14 protein-coding genes and 1 other annotated feature are annotated in these 17714 nt (G+C 56.6%); all 14 genes read left to right on the top strand.

What is annotated here, in order from left to right; translation table 11 throughout:
* The first annotated feature begins 110 nt into the window (after positions 1 to 110).
* On the top strand, positions 111 to 1817 hold the full coding sequence (gene lonB, locus BCM02_RS16955) for an ATP-dependent protease LonB (RefSeq protein ID WP_148930308.1): 1707 nt from the start codon (positions 111 to 113) through the stop codon (positions 1815 to 1817).
* Positions 1818 to 1909: 92 nt separating this feature from the next.
* Entirely contained in the window at positions 1910 to 4255 is a 2346-nt protein-coding gene (lon, locus tag BCM02_RS16950; RefSeq protein ID WP_148930307.1) for an endopeptidase La, read from the top strand.
* Positions 4256 to 4308: 53 nt separating this feature from the next.
* Positions 4309 to 4911 (top strand): ribosome biogenesis GTP-binding protein YihA/YsxC, encoded by a 603-nt coding sequence (gene yihA / locus BCM02_RS16945; RefSeq protein ID WP_148930306.1) that lies wholly within the window; start codon positions 4309 to 4311, stop codon positions 4909 to 4911.
* Positions 4912 to 5118: 207 nt separating this feature from the next.
* The gene (locus BCM02_RS16940) at positions 5119 to 5709 is read left to right on the top strand and encodes a non-ribosomal peptide synthetase module (protein ID WP_148930305.1); all 591 of its coding nucleotides are present in this window, start codon (positions 5119 to 5121) and stop codon (positions 5707 to 5709) included.
* A 356-nt stretch (positions 5710 to 6065) separates the two neighbouring features.
* Positions 6066 to 6464, top strand: coding sequence for an adenosylmethionine decarboxylase (gene speD, locus BCM02_RS16935; protein ID WP_148930304.1), 399 nt, complete (start codon positions 6066 to 6068; stop codon positions 6462 to 6464).
* A gap of 176 nt (positions 6465 to 6640) precedes the next feature.
* On the top strand, positions 6641 to 8047 hold the full coding sequence (hemA, locus tag BCM02_RS16930) for a glutamyl-tRNA reductase (RefSeq protein WP_148930303.1): 1407 nt from the start codon (positions 6641 to 6643) through the stop codon (positions 8045 to 8047).
* A 77-nt stretch (positions 8048 to 8124) separates the two neighbouring features.
* Complete coding sequence (locus BCM02_RS16925; RefSeq protein ID WP_148930302.1) at positions 8125 to 8943, top strand: cytochrome C assembly family protein; 819 nt, start codon at positions 8125 to 8127, stop codon at positions 8941 to 8943.
* Positions 8943 to 9623 (top strand): precorrin-2 dehydrogenase/sirohydrochlorin ferrochelatase family protein, encoded by a 681-nt coding sequence (locus BCM02_RS16920; protein WP_148930301.1) that lies wholly within the window; start codon positions 8943 to 8945, stop codon positions 9621 to 9623. The genes BCM02_RS16925 and BCM02_RS16920 overlap by 1 nt, the downstream gene beginning before the upstream one ends.
* Positions 9624 to 9641: 18 nt before the next feature.
* A complete protein-coding gene (gene hemC / locus BCM02_RS16915) occupies positions 9642 to 10607 on the top strand; it encodes a hydroxymethylbilane synthase (RefSeq protein WP_148930300.1) in 966 nt (321 codons plus the stop codon).
* 5 nt (positions 10608 to 10612) lie between these two features.
* Complete coding sequence (gene cobA / locus BCM02_RS16910; protein ID WP_148930299.1) at positions 10613 to 12169, top strand: uroporphyrinogen-III C-methyltransferase; 1557 nt, start codon at positions 10613 to 10615, stop codon at positions 12167 to 12169.
* A gap of 25 nt (positions 12170 to 12194) precedes the next feature.
* A complete protein-coding gene (gene hemB, locus BCM02_RS16905) occupies positions 12195 to 13190 on the top strand; it encodes a porphobilinogen synthase (protein WP_148930298.1) in 996 nt (331 codons plus the stop codon).
* Positions 13191 to 13252: 62 nt separating this feature from the next.
* On the top strand, positions 13253 to 14554 hold the full coding sequence (gene hemL / locus BCM02_RS16900) for a glutamate-1-semialdehyde 2,1-aminomutase (protein WP_148930297.1): 1302 nt from the start codon (positions 13253 to 13255) through the stop codon (positions 14552 to 14554).
* A 27-nt stretch (positions 14555 to 14581) separates the two neighbouring features.
* Positions 14582 to 15544: an RluA family pseudouridine synthase gene (locus BCM02_RS16895; protein WP_148930296.1), complete on the top strand. Its 963-nt coding sequence runs from the start codon at positions 14582 to 14584 to the stop codon at positions 15542 to 15544.
* Between the two features lie 219 nt (positions 15545 to 15763).
* Complete coding sequence (locus BCM02_RS16890) at positions 15764 to 17113, top strand: LysM peptidoglycan-binding domain-containing protein (RefSeq protein ID WP_148930295.1); 1350 nt, start codon at positions 15764 to 15766, stop codon at positions 17111 to 17113.
* A gap of 264 nt (positions 17114 to 17377) precedes the next feature.
* Positions 17378 to 17627, top strand: a binding site (T-box leader).
* The last annotated feature ends 87 nt before the right edge of the window (positions 17628 to 17714 follow it).

The following is a 17714-nucleotide window of genomic DNA, read 5'->3' as shown; positions in this document are numbered from 1 at the left end:
GAAAACTTTAGATGGCTTCTCACGATTATTACATCCGGCACGGGGCAATACTGACAAGTATGAGCCCGGAATTGCCGGATGTTTTTGTTTGGAGAGGAGTCGATTTGGTAATGAGCAATATCAGTTTAATCGTCATGCTAATTCAAGTTTTTTTCGCGATCGTGATCGGTCTGTACTTCTGGAACTTGCTGCGCAATCAAAAAACGAATCGTACCGCCGTCGATCGGGAATCTCGCAAGGAGATGGATAAGCTGCGGAAGCTGCGTTCGATCTCGCTGACGAAACCGCTCGCAGAGAAAACCCGTCCGCAGACGATGAACGACATTGTCGGACAACGTGACGGCCTGCGGGCGCTGAAGGCCGCGATGTGCAGCGCCAATCCGCAGCACGTCATCATCTATGGTCCTCCCGGCGTAGGCAAGACGGCTGCCGCGCGGGTCGTGTTGGAAGAGGCGAAGAAGAATCCGACCTCGCCTTTCCAGCAGGACGCGAAATTCACGGAGATCGACGCCACGACCGCGAGATTCGACGAACGCGGCATCGCGGACCCGCTGATCGGCTCGGTGCACGATCCGATCTATCAAGGCGCGGGCGCCATGGGGGTAGCGGGTATTCCCCAGCCGAAGCCTGGCGCCGTTACGAAAGCTCACGGCGGCATGCTGTTTATCGATGAAATCGGCGAATTGCATCCGATCCAGATGAATAAATTGTTAAAAGTGCTGGAGGATCGCAAAGTCTATCTGGAGAGCGCTTATTACAACTCGGAAGACTCGAACATTCCGATGTACATTCACGATATTTTTCAAAATGGCCTTCCCGCGGATTTTCGCCTTGTCGGGGCGACGACGAGGTCGCCGCAAGAGCTGCCGCCAGCTTTGCGATCGCGGTGCATGGAGATTTACTTCAGACCGCTACTAGCGGAGGAGATCGCGGAAATCGCGGTGAATGCGTTGAAGAAGATCGGATTGCCGCCTAGTCCGGAAGCGGTCGATGTCGTGAAACGGTATGCGACGAACGGCCGGGAAGCGGTCAACGTCATTCAGTTGGCGGCGGGACTCGCTTTATCGGAGAAGCGCGATTCGATCACGGCGGCCGACATCGAGTGGGTCGTCAACAGTAGTCAGATCCCGCCGCGTCCCGACCGCAAAGTGCCGAACTTGCCGCAGATCGGTTTCGTGAACGGCTTGGCGGTCTACGGCCCCAATATGGGGACGATGCTGGAGATCGAAGTGAGCGCCATTACGGCCAGACCAGGACGGGGCCGCTATACGATTACGGGCGTCGTCGATGAGGAAGAACTCGGCGGCGGCAGCCGGACGCTGCGCCGTAAGAGCATGGCGAAAGGCTCGGTCGAGAATGTCCTTACCGTGCTCAGACGTCTGGGACTTGCGCCGGAGAATTACGACCTGCACATCAACTTTCCGGGCGGTACGCCGATCGACGGTCCTTCGGCGGGCATCGCGATGGCGACGGCGATCGCTTCGGCGATCAAAGGCGAAGCCGTGGACAACAAGCTGGCGATGACCGGCGAGGTGGGCATTCACGGCAACGTGAAACCGGTCGGGGGCGTTCTGGCGAAGGTGGAGGCCGCGTTTCAAGCCGGCGCGAATCGGGTTATTATCCCACGAGAGAATTGGCAGGCCGTTTTCGCGGATTTAGAGGGCTTGCAAGTCATTCCGGTCGATCATGTCGACGAAGTGTTCCGCCACGTGTTCCGCGCGGAAGAATCGCGCATCGGCGCCTCCGCGCCGGCAGCCGCGAACGACGTATTTATCGCATCGAGTCTCCCCTATTTGCAGGCGGATTCCGTAGAGTGATAAAATGGAATAGAAACACGGTAGAAGCTTAAGCGTGTTTTCCGCCTACAATCGTATGGACGGAGAACTTCAGCGATCATGGAGGTGCTGGAATGGGACCTGCAAAATGGAAAGGTCGTCGGCTGCCCCTGCTTCCGCTTCGGGGGCTCCTTGTATACCCCAGCATGGTGCTCCACCTCGATGTGGGCAGGGAAAAGTCCGTCCGCGCGTTAGACCGCGCGATGTTAGACGATCATATGATTCTGCTTTGCTCGCAGTCGGAAGTCAATATCGAAGAACCGACCCAAGAGGATATTTACCGGGTCGGCACAATCGCGCGAGTAAGACAAATGCTCAAACTGCCGAACGGCACAATCCGCGTCTTGGTCGAAGGGGTCGTCCGCGCGGAGGTCGTCGATTATTTGCCGAACGACGATTTCTATGAAGTATCGGTGAAGGAGCTGCCGGAGACCGAATCGAACGATCCGGAGATCGATGCGCTCATGCGCACCGTCCTGAACCAATTCGAGCATTACATCAATCTGTCCAAGAAGGTGACGCCGGAGACGCATGCGGCCGTATCGGATATCGACGAGCCGGGGCGTCTCGCGGACGTCATTACCAGTCACCTGTCCTTGAAGATTAAAGACAAACAGGACATCTTGGAGACGATTGACGTGAAAGCGCGCTTGGAGAAGCTGCTCGATTTGCTGAACAACGAGCGCGAGGTGCTCGAGCTCGAACGCAAGATAAGCCAACGCGTCAAGAAACAGATGGAGAAGACGCAGAAGGAATATTACTTGCGCGAGCAAATGAAGGCGATTCAGAAGGAGTTAGGCGAGAAGGAAGGCCGAGCCGGCGAAGTGGAGGAACTCCGCAATCAGCTTGCGAACGCCAACCTTCCCGAGAAAGTGCAGGAGAAGGTCGAGAAGGAAATCGACCGCCTCGAGAAAATGCCTTCGACATCGGCCGAAGGCGGCGTCATTCGCAATTATATCGATTGGCTGTTATCGCTGCCTTGGAACGATGTCACGGACGATATTCTCGATATCGCCGGCGCCGAAGCGATTCTGAACGAGGATCACTACGGCCTGGAGAAGCCGAAAGAACGCGTGCTCGAGTATTTGGCCGTTCAGCAGCTCGTGAAGAAACTGAAGGGGCCGATCCTGTGTCTGGTCGGACCTCCGGGCGTCGGCAAAACGTCGATGGCGCGCTCTATCGCCAAGTCCCTTGGCCGACAATTCGTGCGCATCTCGCTTGGCGGCGTGCGGGACGAAGCGGAGATCCGCGGTCATCGCCGGACGTACGTAGGCGCTATGCCGGGACGGATCATTCAAGGCATGAAGACGGCCGGCTCGCTCAATCCGGTGTTCCTGCTGGACGAGATCGACAAGATGGCGATGGATTTCAGAGGCGACCCGGCTTCCGCGCTGCTCGAAGTGCTCGACCCGGAGCAGAACAGCACGTTCAGCGACCACTTCATCGAGACGCCGTTCGATCTGTCCAACGTCATGTTCGTGACGACGGCCAATGCGATTCATAATATCCCAAGACCGTTGTTGGACCGGATGGAAGTGTTGTACATTCCAGGTTACACGGAATTGGAGAAACTGCAGATCGCGACTCGTTACCTTCTGCCGAAGCAGAAGAAAGACCATGGCTTGGAGCCGGAACAGCTGACGGTAACGGAAGATGCGCTCCAAATGGTAGTTCGCGAATATACGCGGGAGTCCGGCGTACGGAATTTGGAGCAGCAAGTTGCGTCCATTTGCCGGAAGGCGGCCAAAACGATCGTGTCGGATGCGGAACGCAAGCCGATCGAAGCCGATTCGGCGACGATCAAGGAATGGCTCGGACCTCCGAAATTCCGCTACGGCATGGCGGAACAGTCCGATCAAATCGGTGCCGTGACCGGTCTGGCTTGGACGGAAGTCGGCGGAGATACGCTGGTTATCGAAGTGACCGTGCTTCCCGGCACCGGCAAATTGACGCTGACGGGTAAGCTTGGCGACGTCATGAAGGAGTCGGCGCAAGCGGCGTTCAGCTTTACGAGGTCGCGCGCGGCCGAATTGAACATCGCGCCGGACTTCCACGAGAAGAACGATATCCATATTCACATTCCGGAAGGCGCGATTCCGAAAGACGGTCCTTCCGCGGGCATTACGATGGCCACGGCGCTTATTTCGGCGCTGACGGGCCGCAAAGTATCCCGCGATGTGGCAATGACCGGCGAGATCACGCTCCGCGGACGCGTGCTTCCGATCGGCGGCTTGAAGGAAAAGTCCCTCGCCGCGCATCGGGCCGGTATTCGCAAGGTGCTGTTGCCGAAGGATAACGAGCGCGATCTACGCGATATACCGGAGAGTATCCGTGCCGACATGGAGTTCATTCCGGTCGCGCATATGGACGAAGTGCTTAGCCATGCATTGGTGAGCCAGGCGCCCGTAGAAGCGCACTAGCGGCTTGTACGGCAGCGCACTAGTGATTAATAGAAAGCAGGTTTGCGATTAGCATGAAAATTACGGAAGCTGAGTTTATCATCAGCGCGGTCCGGCCGAATCAATATCCAGAAGACGCCTTGCCAGAGTTTGCTCTGGCAGGGCGTTCCAATGTTGGCAAGTCGTCGCTGATCAACCGAATGATCCAACGCAAGAATCTGGCCCGCACCAGTTCGCAGCCAGGCAAGACGCAGCAATTGAACTACTACCGGGTCAATCAGAAATTGTACTTTGTTGACTTCCCGGGTTACGGTTACGCGAAAGTGTCCAAAGTACAGCGGGAACAGTTCGGCCAAATGATCGAAACGTTCCTTGGCGATCGAGAACCGCTTAAGATGGTGCTGCTCATCATCGATATTCGGCATGCCCCGAGCAAGGACGATTGCTTGATGTACAAGTGGCTGCGCCACTATAATATTCCGCGCACCATCGTCACGACGAAAGCCGACAAAATCCCCAAAAGCCAATGGCAGAAGCAGATTAAGCTGATTAAAGAGACGCTGGAAGCCGATCCGAGCGACCGCGTGGTGCTTTTCTCGTCCGAAATCGGGCTTGGCCGCGACGAGCTGTGGGAGGTTATTATGAGCAAGGTGGAGGATACGGTAGCATCCGAGTGAGTTTATGGTTGAAAAGCGAGAATAACGGGTAAAAACGTGATACGATCGCCGATTTCTCCGGGATTTTTCAGAAATATGCGAGAATATCGAGAACAGATGGCAGGAATAAACCTTTTGGATCGGGTATAATATACGTAAGCAGTACAATCGGTTTGAACGAACCCCGAGTAAGGGGATCGTGCAAGTTAAAGAATTGAGGAGATTTTTATGGCTCAGCGGATAGCCACGGAGTATGTCAAAGCTTCTCTGCAATTAACGGCTGATGAGATGGCGGGATTTGTCCGGTTTTTTGAAGAACAGCATGTGAGACAGCAGGTGCGCGTGCTCGACAACGGCAATCACGAAATGGTTCTCGAAGACGAGGCAGGTCGGGAAGAGGTCCGCTTGATATTTGAACGAATGCAGGATCAGTATGTATGCTCATTATCCTGCCGGCTGATGCATCCCAAGCTAACGAATGCTATGCGTAAAGCCGTAGCGGCGTTCCGGGGAGATGCCATTGTTAACCGCATTTATCCAACCTATACGATGACGTATCATTATGTGCAAGGCTCCGTAAGACGAATCGTCGAGCATAAGCATGGCGAGGTCCGGATCGTGTTCGAATATAAGGACACGGTTGGCCAACTCGAGAAACAATTCAGAAGCAACGAAGTCGAACAATCCATCGTTTTGCTGCATAATGCCGTGAACGAGCTGCTCGATCTTCGCAACATGTGCACGGACGCTTCGCAAATTGCCTTAATCGATGAGAAACTGCGGCTTGCAACCCACCAACTGTTCATTCTAGAAGCTTAATCTGTACGTATAGCATGCTCTAGAACCGCTGCCCAGCAGCGGTTCTTTTCATTATTGCGTTTTTCGTAAAATCCCCGCTTTAGGCGCGCGAAGAGGCTTTTATTTGCATACGATAAATTCGGGCTGGGAGACTGCGGGGGGAGACGAGTAATAATTTAGAAAAAAAACAGTTGCAATTCTCCCGGATAGATGTTATTTTTATTTTCGTTGAAAATAATCAGCTTCAAATTAGGAACCAGGATTCACTCAGGACATGGTTATGTTGCGAGAGATTATTCCCTCGGGCAGTGAATGACGTAGGTCCTAGCGGATGAAATTTTTAAAACATTTTATTCCTAGGAAGGGGGAACCGAAAGATGGAATATTCAACTTTCGGAAGACACGTTGCTGTAGACACTTGGGGTGTAGATTTTGAGTTGCTCAACAACGCGGAATTTTTGCAAGCCCAAATGGTGGAGGCTGCAGAAGCGTGCGGCGCTACCGTACTCTCTGTGCAAGCCAAACAATTCGAGCCACAAGGAGCAACGGTGCTCGTATTGCTGTCTGAAAGTCATCTCTCGATTCACACGTATCCTGAGAAAGGTTTCGCGGCGCTGGACTGTTACACTTGCGGCGAGACTGTTGATCCACAGCTGGCGATCGACTACATGATCTCCGTGCTGAAGCCGACAACGACACATGCGAAGAAGCTTGTTCGCGGTATGGGTGAATTGCAAGTCGTAGAACCAGAAATGAAACAAGCGCAATTCGTGTAATATAACTTGATGATTAACGGCTATGGAGTCTAACTCCGTAGCCGTTTTTATATGCGGTTTTTCGTGTAAGAAGGAGGTGCGTATCTTCAAACTTTTTTCATAATTGCGGGCGTATAGGTTGTCGAACTGTGCTATAATAACTAATGTCAAATTTACTGGAGGGCAGGTGAACGCGCATGCACATTGTCGTTGTCGGGCTGAATTACCGGACGGCTCCCGTTGAAGTTCGCGAACGGTTTACGTTTGCCGAGCAGGAACTGCCGGAAGCGCTCAAGCAACTGCAGCAGACGAAGAGCATCATGGAATGTGTCATTGTAGCGACCTGCAACCGCACCGAGCTATATGCCGTCGTAGACCGTCCGCAGTTGTGCGGCCATTACATTCGGAACTTTATGGAGCAATGGTTCGGACTGCCGCGCGAACAGTTTACGAGTCATCTATATATGTACGAAGACGATGGGGCCATTAAACATTTGTTCCGAGTTGCAAGCGGCTTGGACTCGATGGTAATCGGCGAGACGCAAATTCTCGGCCAAGTCCGTAGCGCCTTCTTCCTGGCCCAAGAGCACAAGGCGACGGGGACGGTTTTCAATATGTTATTCAAACAAGCGGTGACGCTTGCCAAACGAGCCCATACGGAGACGAGCATCGGCGAGTCGGCCGTATCGGTCAGCTACGCGGCCGTCGAACTCGGGAAGCGGATTTTCGGTCATTTCGCCGGCAAGACCGTCATGATTCTCGGCGCGGGCAAGATGAGCGAATTGACCGCCAAACATCTGCACGCCAATGGCGTGAAACAGATCATTGTCGTCAATCGCACCTACGAACGCGCGGTACAGCTTGCGGAGAAATTCGGCGGCGTACCGTGCGCGATAGAAGATACCGTTCGGCGGCTGCATGAAACCGACATTTTGATCAGCTCGACGGGCAGCGACGGATACGTGCTGAACCGGGATCAGGTTGCCGGCGCCATGAAGAAGAGGAAGTCCAAGCCGCTCTTCATGATCGATATCGCGGTCCCCCGCGATTTGGATCCGCGCATCGCGACGATCGAGAATGTGTTCTTGTACGATATCGACGACTTGGAAGGCATCGTCGAGAGCAATATGGAGCTGCGCCGCCAGGAAGCGGCCAAGATCGAGTCGTTCATCGCGATCGAACTCGGCGTCTTCCAGAACTGGTACCGCACGCTTGGCGTCGTGCCGCTCATCCGCGCGCTGCAGGACAAGGCGGCCGCCATTCACGAGGAGACGATGGAGAGCTTAACGAACAAGCTGCCGGATTTGGATGAACGCGAATTGAAGGTCATCCGGAAGCTGACGAAGAGCATCGTCAATCAGATGATGCAAGATCCGATCGTGCGGATTAAAGAAATGGCAAGCGAGAAACGCGGCGATGAAGCAATGGATTTGTTTGTGAAATTGTTCGCACTTGAGGAATCGGTTGCGCACGAGGAAGAACGTTCGAAATCCGCGGCCGTCATGAAGGAGCTCCAATCGTCCGCGGCGGAGAACGGTTCGAAAGTGGCGAAAGGCAAGCAAGCCCGGAAGATGCCGGGCATCGCGGCTGCCGTAACGCCATAACCACGCAGGGAGGCAGGCCGCATAAGCGCGGCCTGCCTCTCACGCAATAGCCGAACCTGTAGGGCGTGGAGGCGCGTATGATTACAGAGAACTGGTTATATGATGCAATGTTGTACATATACGCCCTGAGCCTGCTGTTTTACTTCTCCGATTTCGTGGATCGCAACCGGAGAGCGAAGCAGATGGGTACAGGGCTGCTTGTTTTCGTCTGGGTGCTCCAGACCGCTTATTTGATCCAGCGTATCGTATCGCACTTGAATATGTCCTTTTTTAGCTTATTCGAATATTTACTCTTATTCTCCTGGCTGCTGGTGACCATTTCGCTTGTGATGAATCGGTTTTTCCGAATTGAATTTATCGTATTTTTCGTCAATGTAATCGGATTTGCGGTGCTGGCGCTAAATATGTTCGGTATCGGCAGCGGGACGTCGCTCGAACGGTGGGAGATAGCGCGCAAGCTGCTTTACGTGCACGTCAGTCTTATGATCTGCGCATACGCCGCGCTTACGATCGCGACGATTTTCGCGGGCATGTATTTGTTCTTGCACAGTAGGCTCAAAGGCAAGCAGTGGACCAAATCGGTCCGGCGGCTCCCAAGCTTGGAACTGATCGATATCTACATGTACAGGTGCACGCTGATCGGCGCGCCGCTGCTCGCGATGTCGCTAGCCGTAGCGGTTACGTCGATTTTGACCGAAGGCGAATACTCGCTGCTGCTCGATCTGAAAGTAATCGCGTCGTTCATCTCGCTTGGCCTGTACATATGGACGGTGCTGAAGCGCCGCTGGTTGGACGGTCCGGGCTGGAAAATGGCGCGCTGGATTTTGTACAGCTATGCCCTGCTGTTCCTGAACGTATTTCTCAATCAGGCGTCCTCCTTCCATGGGTGGTCGTAATGGGGCGCGAGTCAAGAACGAAAACCTATTATGCGCTGCACCTTGATTTGCGAGGTAAACGGTGCGTAGTGGTTGGAGGGGGCCGGATCGCGGAGCGCAAGACGCGGGGGTTGCTAGAAGGCGGGGCGGATCATGTCACGTTGATCAGTCCGGATGCGACATCCGCGCTAGCTTCATTGGCAGAGCAAGGGTCTATCCAATGGTTGCGCAGGGAATACCAAGATAAGGATGCCGATGGAGCGGCGCTCGTCTTCGCGGCGACGGATAGCCGGATCGTCAACGATATCGTCTTGCGAGAAGCGCGTGCGGCTGGCGCCTTGGTTAATCAGACGGATGAAGCGGCGGAAGGCGATTTTATCGCGCCATCCGCGGTACGCAGAGGCCCGTTGCTGTTGTCGGTGTCCACATCCGGGGCGAGCCCGGCGTTTGCGAAGCGAATCCGAAACGAGCTTGAAGGCCGCTATGGAGAGCCGTATGCGTGGTGGGCCGAGCGACTAGGCGAACTGCGCGCGTCCATGGTGAACGAAGAGGGATTTGCAACGGCGACTAAACGCGCCATGCTGCGAGAAGCCGCGGAAGAAGCAGAGCTTGATCTGCAAGGCGAACGGCGTTCCCCGCAGCGAGGCGACGAAACGATAGAGGCATGGATAAGCCGTCTTGCATCGGCATACCTGTCTTGATGGAGGCGTAGTCTGAATATGAATGAAACGAAAGCAGAACGCAAAACGATAATCGTCGGCACGCGTCAAAGCGCGCTTGCGCTGACTCAAACTGGGCAGGTCATCGACCAGCTGCGAGGCTTGTGCGAGAAGCACGGCCTTCCGTACGAGTTCGAAATTCGCAAAATCATTACGAAAGGCGATCGCATTCTTGATGTCACGTTGTCCAAAGTCGGCGGCAAAGGGCTGTTCGTGAAAGAAATCGAGGAAGCGCTCCTAAGCGGAGAGATCGACCTGGCGGTACATAGTATGAAAGACATGCCGTACGAGCTTCCGGAAGGGCTTATGAATGGCGCGATTCCTCGCCGGGTCGATCCGCGGGATGCGATCATCGCGCGCGATGGGTTGACGTTCGAGACGCTGCCGCAGGGCGCCAAAGTCGGGACGAGCAGTCTCCGCCGCGCAAGCCAGTTGAAGAACGCCCGTCCGGATCTCGTGCTGGAGTCGATACGCGGCAATATCGATACGCGAATCCGCAAGCTGGAGACGGAAGGCTTCGACGCGGTCGTACTGGCGGCAGCCGGTCTGAAGCGGATGGGCTGGGAAGACAAAATCTCGTCCTACGTGCCCGAAGATGTATCGGTGCCGGCCGTTGGACAAGGCGCGCTCGGCATCGAATGCCGAGCGAACGACGAGGCGGTCCGCGAGCTGCTGGCGCTGTTGAACGACCGAGAGACCGAATTAGCCGTCCAGGCCGAGAGGACTTTCCTGGGTGCATTGAACGGCGGCTGCCAAATTCCGATCGGCGCATATGCTACGCTCGCGGAAGGCGCGGGCGGAGAAGCGCCCCTTTTGACGATGACGGGCATCGTAGGAACGCCTGACGGCTCGGTGCTGCTCAAGGAGATTCGCCAAGGCCGTGATCCAGAACAACTTGGTCTCGAGATCGCGGAAGCGCTTCGGACCAAAGGGGCGGATCGTATACTGGCTGAACTCGGAGGTTAACGCGAATGGGCGAGGAGAGAGGCAGAGTATATCTGGTCGGCGCGGGACCGGGCCATCCGAAGCTAATTACGGTTCGCGGGATGGAATGCCTTCGAGAGTCGGACGCCGTCGTGTATGATCGGCTAGCCAGTCCTAGACTGCTTGCCAACCTGAAACCGGGCGCGCAGAAGATTTATGTAGGTAAGCTTCCGGATCGCAACACGCTGGAACAAGAAGAAATCAACCAGCTGCTCGTCGATTTGGCCTTGGAGGGCAAAGTCGTCACGCGATTGAAGGGCGGGGATCCTTCGATATTCGCCCGCGTAGCGGAGGAGGCAGAACTGCTGGCGGAGAACGGTATCGAATTCGAGATCGTGCCGGGCATTACATCGGCGATCGCCGCCCCCGTCTATGCAGGCATTCCGGTGACCCACCGGGAGTTGGCGGCATCGGTGTCAATCATCACGGGCCACGAGAATCCGGACAAGCAAGACCGTTCGGTGCAGTGGGAGCGGATCGCCCAGATGGATGGCACGCTTGTACTGCTCATGAGCGTGGCGAACATCGGCTTTATTGCCGGGGAACTCATTCGCCACGGTCGGAGCCCGGACATGCCGGTTGCGGTCATACAGTGGGGGACGACGACGGATCAGCGCACGGTTACCGGGACGCTGGCAACGATCGAGTCGATCGTACGGGCGGAGCGGATCCGCCCGCCGGCCGTCATCGTGGTCGGAGAAGTCGTCCGCCATCGGGAGAAAATGCAATGGGCGGAACGCCGCCCGTTGTTCGGCACGCGGGTGCTCATTACCCGTTCGCGCGCGCAGAGCAGCGACCTGGCCGAACGCATCGAGGCGCTTGGCGGAGAGCCTTGCGAATTCCCTGTCATCGAGACGCGGGAACCCGCAGACCCGGCCGTCATGGCGCAGGTGGAAGCCGCGCTGCGCAGCGGGAATGACTTTGACTGGATTCTGTTTACGAGCGTGAACGGCGTGGACTATTTCTTCCGTTATTTGCAGCGTTATCGGATCGATATCAGACAGTTCCATCGAGCCCGCATCGCCGCGGTCGGACCGAAGACGGCGGAAGCGCTGCAGAGGCGCGGATTGGTCGTGGAGGCGCTGCCCGCCCAATATCAGGCCGAAGGTCTTCTCGATCATTTGGCCGACGAGCTCCTCCCCGGACAACGAGTCCTGCTGCCCAGAGGCGATTTAGCGAGAGACATTTTGCCAAGAACGCTCCAAGCGCAAGGCTTAACGGTCGTAGGAATCGACGTCTACGAGACGGTCGCGGCTGATCAACAGGACGAAGAAGTGCTTGAGCTGCTCCAGTCCGGGGCGGTCGACGTCATTACGTTCGCAAGCTCTTCGACGGTTACGAATTTGATTGCCGTACTGCGTCGGATGGGCGTGGAGAACCCTATTGAACTGTTGGGGAAGGCGAGAGTCGCTTGCATCGGTCCGGTGACGGCCCGAACGGCTGAGGAAGCCGGGCTTACGGTTGACATTCTGCCGCCTGATTCAACGATCGATGCGCTCGTCGCGGCGATCGCGGCCGAGTGTCTATCCGCTCATAACGTTTAATCCATGAAGGAGGGACTTGCTTCAGATGAGCTACCCAATTACAAGATTACGTCGTCTGCGTCGTACGCCGGCGCTCCGTCAGCTGGTTAAAGAAACGATTTTGACGGCGAACGACTTTATTTATCCGATATTCGTGACGCACGGGACGGACATCAAGGCGGAGATTCCGTCGATGCCGGGCGTACATCATTTCTCCTTGGACCGGCTGAAGCCGGAGATCGACGCGGTCGTCGCGAGCGGCGTTCAATCCGTTCTGCTGTTCGGCGTGCCCGCGACGAAGGATGCCGTCGGGACATCCGCCTATGACCATAACGGCATCGTACAGGAAGCCACTCGCAAGGTGAAAGAATGGGCGCCGGATCTCGTCGTCATTGCCGACACCTGTCTTTGCGCTTACACCGACCATGGCCACTGCGGCGTCATTCATCACGATCCGAAGACCGGCTATGCCGAGATCGACAACGATCCTTCGCTCGCGCTGCTGGTGAAGACGGCAATCTCGCAAGCGGAAGCGGGCGCGGATATCATTGCCCCGTCGAACATGATGGACGGCTTCGTCCACGCGATCCGCGCGGGACTTGACGAGGCAGGGTACGAGAACATTCCGATTATGTCCTATTCGGTCAAATACGCTTCCGCGTTCTATGGACCGTTCCGCGACGCCGCGCATTCGACGCCGCAATTCGGCGATCGGAAGACGTATCAGATGGACCCGGCCAACATTCGCGAAGCGATGCGCGAAGCGGAAGCCGACGTGCTTGAAGGCGCCGACATGCTCATGGTTAAACCGGCGCTCGCCTATCTGGACGTGCTGCGCATGGTGAAGGAGAATTTCGATCTGCCTCTCGTCGCATATAACGTCAGCGCGGAATATTCGATGGTGAAGGCGGCGGCCGCGAACGGCTGGATCGACGAGCGCGCCGTCGTGCTGGAGACGTTGACGGGCATGAAACGCGCGGGCGCGGATTTGATCATTACGTACCACGCGCTGGACGCGGCCAAGTGGCTGCGCTGCGAATAACGCAATTTAAAGCCGACGAGGAGAACTCCGACGGCATACTATGAAACAGGCAGGTGTCTACTATGAGCGAGCAAGGTCGCGCTAGATTGGACGAGCGTTCCAAAGAAGCTTTCGCCTCCGCCAAAGAGGTCATTCCGGGCGGGGTCAATTCGCCGGTACGGGCATTTCGCTCCGTCGGTTTGACGCCGGTATACATGGAGCGCGGAGAGGGTTACCGCGTCTATGATATCGATGGCAACAGCTACATCGACTACGTAGGTTCGTGGGGACCGCTGATCATGGGGCATGCCCATCCGGAAGTAATCGAAGCAATCAAGAAGACGGCGGAGAAAGGGACGAGCTTCGGCGCGCCGACAGAGCTGGAGACGACGATGGCGAAGCTGGTGGCTGAACGCGTGCCTTCAATCGATCTGGTGCGGATGGTCAACTCCGGAACGGAAGCGACGATGAGCGCGCTGCGCCTGGCGCGCGGGTATACGAAGCGTAGCATGATTTTGAAATTCGAAGGCTCGTATCACGGACATGCGGATAGCTTGCTCATTAAAGCGGGTTCCGGCGTCGCGACACTCGGCCTGCCCGACAGTCCCGGCGTGCCGGAGAGCGTCGCTTCCCACACGCTCACGGTGCCCTATAACGATATCGAATCGGTCAAGCTGGCCTTCGAGAAGTTCGGCGAACAAATCGCCTGCGTCATCGTGGAACCGGTGGCGGGCAATATGGGCGTCGTGCCGCCGTTGCCGGGCTTCCTGCAAGGTTTGCGCGACATTACCGAGCAATACGGCAGCCTGCTAATCTTCGACGAAGTGATGACCGGCTTCCGCGTTCACTATAACTGCGCGCAAGGGTTGTACGGCATCACGCCGGATTTGACCTGCCTCGGTAAAGTCATCGGCGGCGGCTTGCCTGTGGGCGCCTACGGTGGCAAACGCGAAATTATGGAGATGATGGCACCGTCCGGACCGATCTACCAGGCGGGGACGTTATCCGGCAACCCGCTCGCGATGGCGGCGGGCTACACGACGCTTAGTCTCTTGAAACCGGAGACATACGAACATTTGGAACGCATGGCCGTGCGCCTGCAGCGCGGACTAATCTCGAACGCGCAGAAGCACGGCGTCGCGATGACGATCAACCGCGTCGGCTCCATGGTGTGTCCGTTCTTCACGGACAAGCACGTCATTAATTACGAAATTGCGAAGACGGCCGATCTGGAGCGCTTTAAAGCGTATTTCGCCGGCATGCTGGATAACGGCATCAGCATTCCGCCATCGCAGTTCGAAGGCATGTTCGTTTCGGCCGTTCACGACGAAACGGCGATCGACGCGACGATCGCGGCGCACGACGAAGCGCTGCGTCGTCTATAGCAAGGAGCGAGAGCAGAACCCATGGACATGGCGATATTTACGCGTCAAGGGGAGTGGCTGGCCGTGAGCATCGATGCCCTGAACGTTTGGGGCGACTCGATCGATCCGGAACGCTACCCTTCTCTTCGGGCCGGCAGCCATCCGCACATCGTGCGCCAGCGGCTGCTGGCTCTTGCTTTGTTTCCTGAGAAATGGATCAACCGGCTGTTCTCCGTAGGCGAAATTCAGTGCACGGAGACTTCCATCCTGCTGAAGGCATTCGAGTTGGCCGATATTCGGAAAGAATTGGCTTATCGGTTAGCGCAGCTGCCGTCCGCCGAGCCGCTCCCGACCGTGCCGATCCTGTATGAAGACGATTGGTGCGTCGTCTTCGACAAGCCGTCCGGCATGCCGGTTCACCCGAACGGTCCCGGACACCGGGGAACGCTCGACGAAGCGGCCGCCCGGCTTGGATTGCTCCGCGAAGATCCGCTGCCGATGAAGCACATCCATCGCCTTGATGACGACACGTCCGGACCGGTGCTGTATGCCAAGAACGAGCTGGCTCAGCTAAGATTAGACGCGGCGATGCGAGAGAAAAGGGTCGATCGCGAATATGAGGCTATCGTGCAAGGCCGGCCGCGCCAAGCTTCCGGCATCGTTGACGCCCCGATCGGCAAGGATCGTCACCATGGCTCGCGACGCCGCGTGTCGCCGGGCGGCGATCAAGCTCGCACCCATTATGAAGTCGTCCGGCAGAATGCCGGATGGGCAAGGTTGCGCCTGCGGCTCGAGACGGGCCGCACGCATCAGATCCGCGTCCATATGTGCCATATCGGCCATCCGCTTGCGGGAGACGCGCTGTACGGCGGGCGAACGGAGGCGATCGGGCATCAGGCGCTTCGCGGCGCTCGGCTTACGTTCCCGCATCCTTTGACCGGCGAGCCGGTACGAGTCGAGTGCCCCGAACCGCCGTGGTTCTCCGCGCTTGCGGCCAAGCTCTCGTTATAGTTAAAGTTCAATACGTCGCCTTCACCGGACTTCAAGCCTGAACGACAGGTTCGATGCCGAGCTGCGTCTTGATCTGCTTCGCGATCAATTGTCGACTTCTTGAACAACCTCTCTTATAGCGTCAAAATCGTAGTCATGCCCGCCTCCTCCTAACCATATAGTGAATAGGGAAGATAGCTGTATCCAAGCTGTTTAGGAGGGGAAAGGAGGACGAAACGCTTGTCTAACCAAACGAACGGACTACGTTTTGACGTCTACGAGCGCGTGCATTTGCCGGATGATGTACTGGGCATCGACGAGTTGGAAGAGATTGAACTCGTGCCGCGCATACAAGTGATTCAACAAGGTGAACAGGTGCTGCTTAAAGGGCATCTGCTGCTCTCGGGCGTATACCGCTCGGCGAACGGGAGGGCGGACGCGCAGACGCTCGAGCATTGGATTCCGGTCGAGATTACGCTGCCGCTCAATCGGGTGAGCCGTCTGGACGATATTTCGGTCGAAATCGATAATTTCGACGTCGACTTGCTTTCGGCCCGGACGTTGAATATTACGGGCGTGCTATCGCTGCTCGGGATCGAGCTGGAACCGTCCAAGCAACCGGAATCGTGGCGTGAAGAGCCGTTTACGGTCGTGCACGAACGGTCGCTGCAGGAGCAAGGCGAAGCGGAGCCGGATAATAGTTACTACGAGAATTGGTCGGCTTCCCAGCAGGCCGAGCAGTTAAGGGCAGTCGCAGCCCAAGAAGCGGCCGAACGCGAAGCACAGGAAGCCGCTCTTCGGGCAGCGGCGGAAGAAGAGGAGCGGCAGCAGGAGCTCTGGCGTCAACAGGAAGCGTTGATCGCGCAGCAACGCGAGCTGGAAGAACGGCAGGCGAGGGAGGCGATCGCCCAGATCGAGCGGGAAGCTGCCGAGCAACGGGAGCGCGAAGCCGCGCAGGCGGAACGGAACGCTCGGGAACAACGCCAGCGGGAAGAGGCGGCCATACAGGAATTCGAGCGGGCGCAGGCGGCTAGTGAGGACGAGCAACCGGATGAGGAACAAAGCCGCACCGCCGAGACGATCTTCACGCCATTTCTGTCCGAGGAGGTCGAGCAGGCGGAAGCGCTGCGGGACGAAGCTCAGGCAGCCGGCGGACAACCGGTCGAAGAATACGAGCGCGCGGCGGAGGAAGCCGACCAAACTCGCAAAGAATTGCGAGTGGCGGTTAATGCGAAGCCGCTGCAGGACGGGACGGAGCAGCAGGAGGGCGCAAGCGGGATCGGGTTCCGCTCGATCTTGCACTCGAGTCAGCGAGAGCAGGAAGCACGGGCGGCAGCGGAACTGATCGCGAAGCGCGCGGCGGAAGATGCCAGACGCGCGGCCGCGGACGAGATCGAGTGGAAGAGCTTGTTCTTGAACCGGGCGAACGATGAGAATTCGTTCCGCAAAGTGCGGATGGCCATCGTGCAGCGCGAGGATACGCTGGATTCGATTGCCGACCGCTATCAGCTGCAAGCACGCGAAATCGCGCTCTACAACCGATTGAACGATCAAAGCGTAACCGAGGGCCAAGTGCTCTATATTCCATAAAATCGACCACCCCTTGCGGAGAGCGGCGCTTTCTGCAAGGTTTTTTATACATAGAGGAAAGGACAAGTTTCACGCTTATACTTTGGCCTCTATGTCTCCATCGCGGAATGCTGCATTCCCGAAACTCACCTCGCCTCGCCTCAAAAGACGGCGATAGCCGTTTTGCCTTGTTTCGGAGATTGACGGTGGCCGGAAGACTTCTGCCCGGGTTGACTGTTGGATTTAAAAACGTGTATGATAAAGGGTATACGGAAATACTTTCTTCTAAAGACGTTGAAGGGGAAGAGTGACAGCAACACTTCCAGAGAGCGGAACCGTTAGTCGCTGCGAGGTTCTGCAAGAGGCTTGATGTTACAGGTCGCCCCGGAGTTGCCCTTATGAGAGTTGAGCCGCAAGGTTCTGGTTAGTTTGGGCCGGACGCAGCCGTTATCTGCATGAAGTGTCGCGAGCGGGAGTATGATACCGCGCGCGAAACAAAGGTGGTACCGCGGAAGCAAAACCTTTCGTCCTTTGCAACAAGGACGGAAGGTTTATTTTATTTTCGGCAAGGGCGGCTAGATCGATAAGCTGGACGCATTGCAACACTACTGGAGGTAGAATC

Source organism: Paenibacillus methanolicus, assembly GCF_008124765.1.
GTDB classification, from domain to species: Bacteria; Bacillota; Bacilli; order Paenibacillales; family Paenibacillaceae; genus Paenibacillus_Z; species Paenibacillus_Z methanolicus.
The sequence above is the reverse complement of the archived record's forward strand: the minus strand, read 5'-3'. Positions and strand labels throughout refer to the sequence as shown.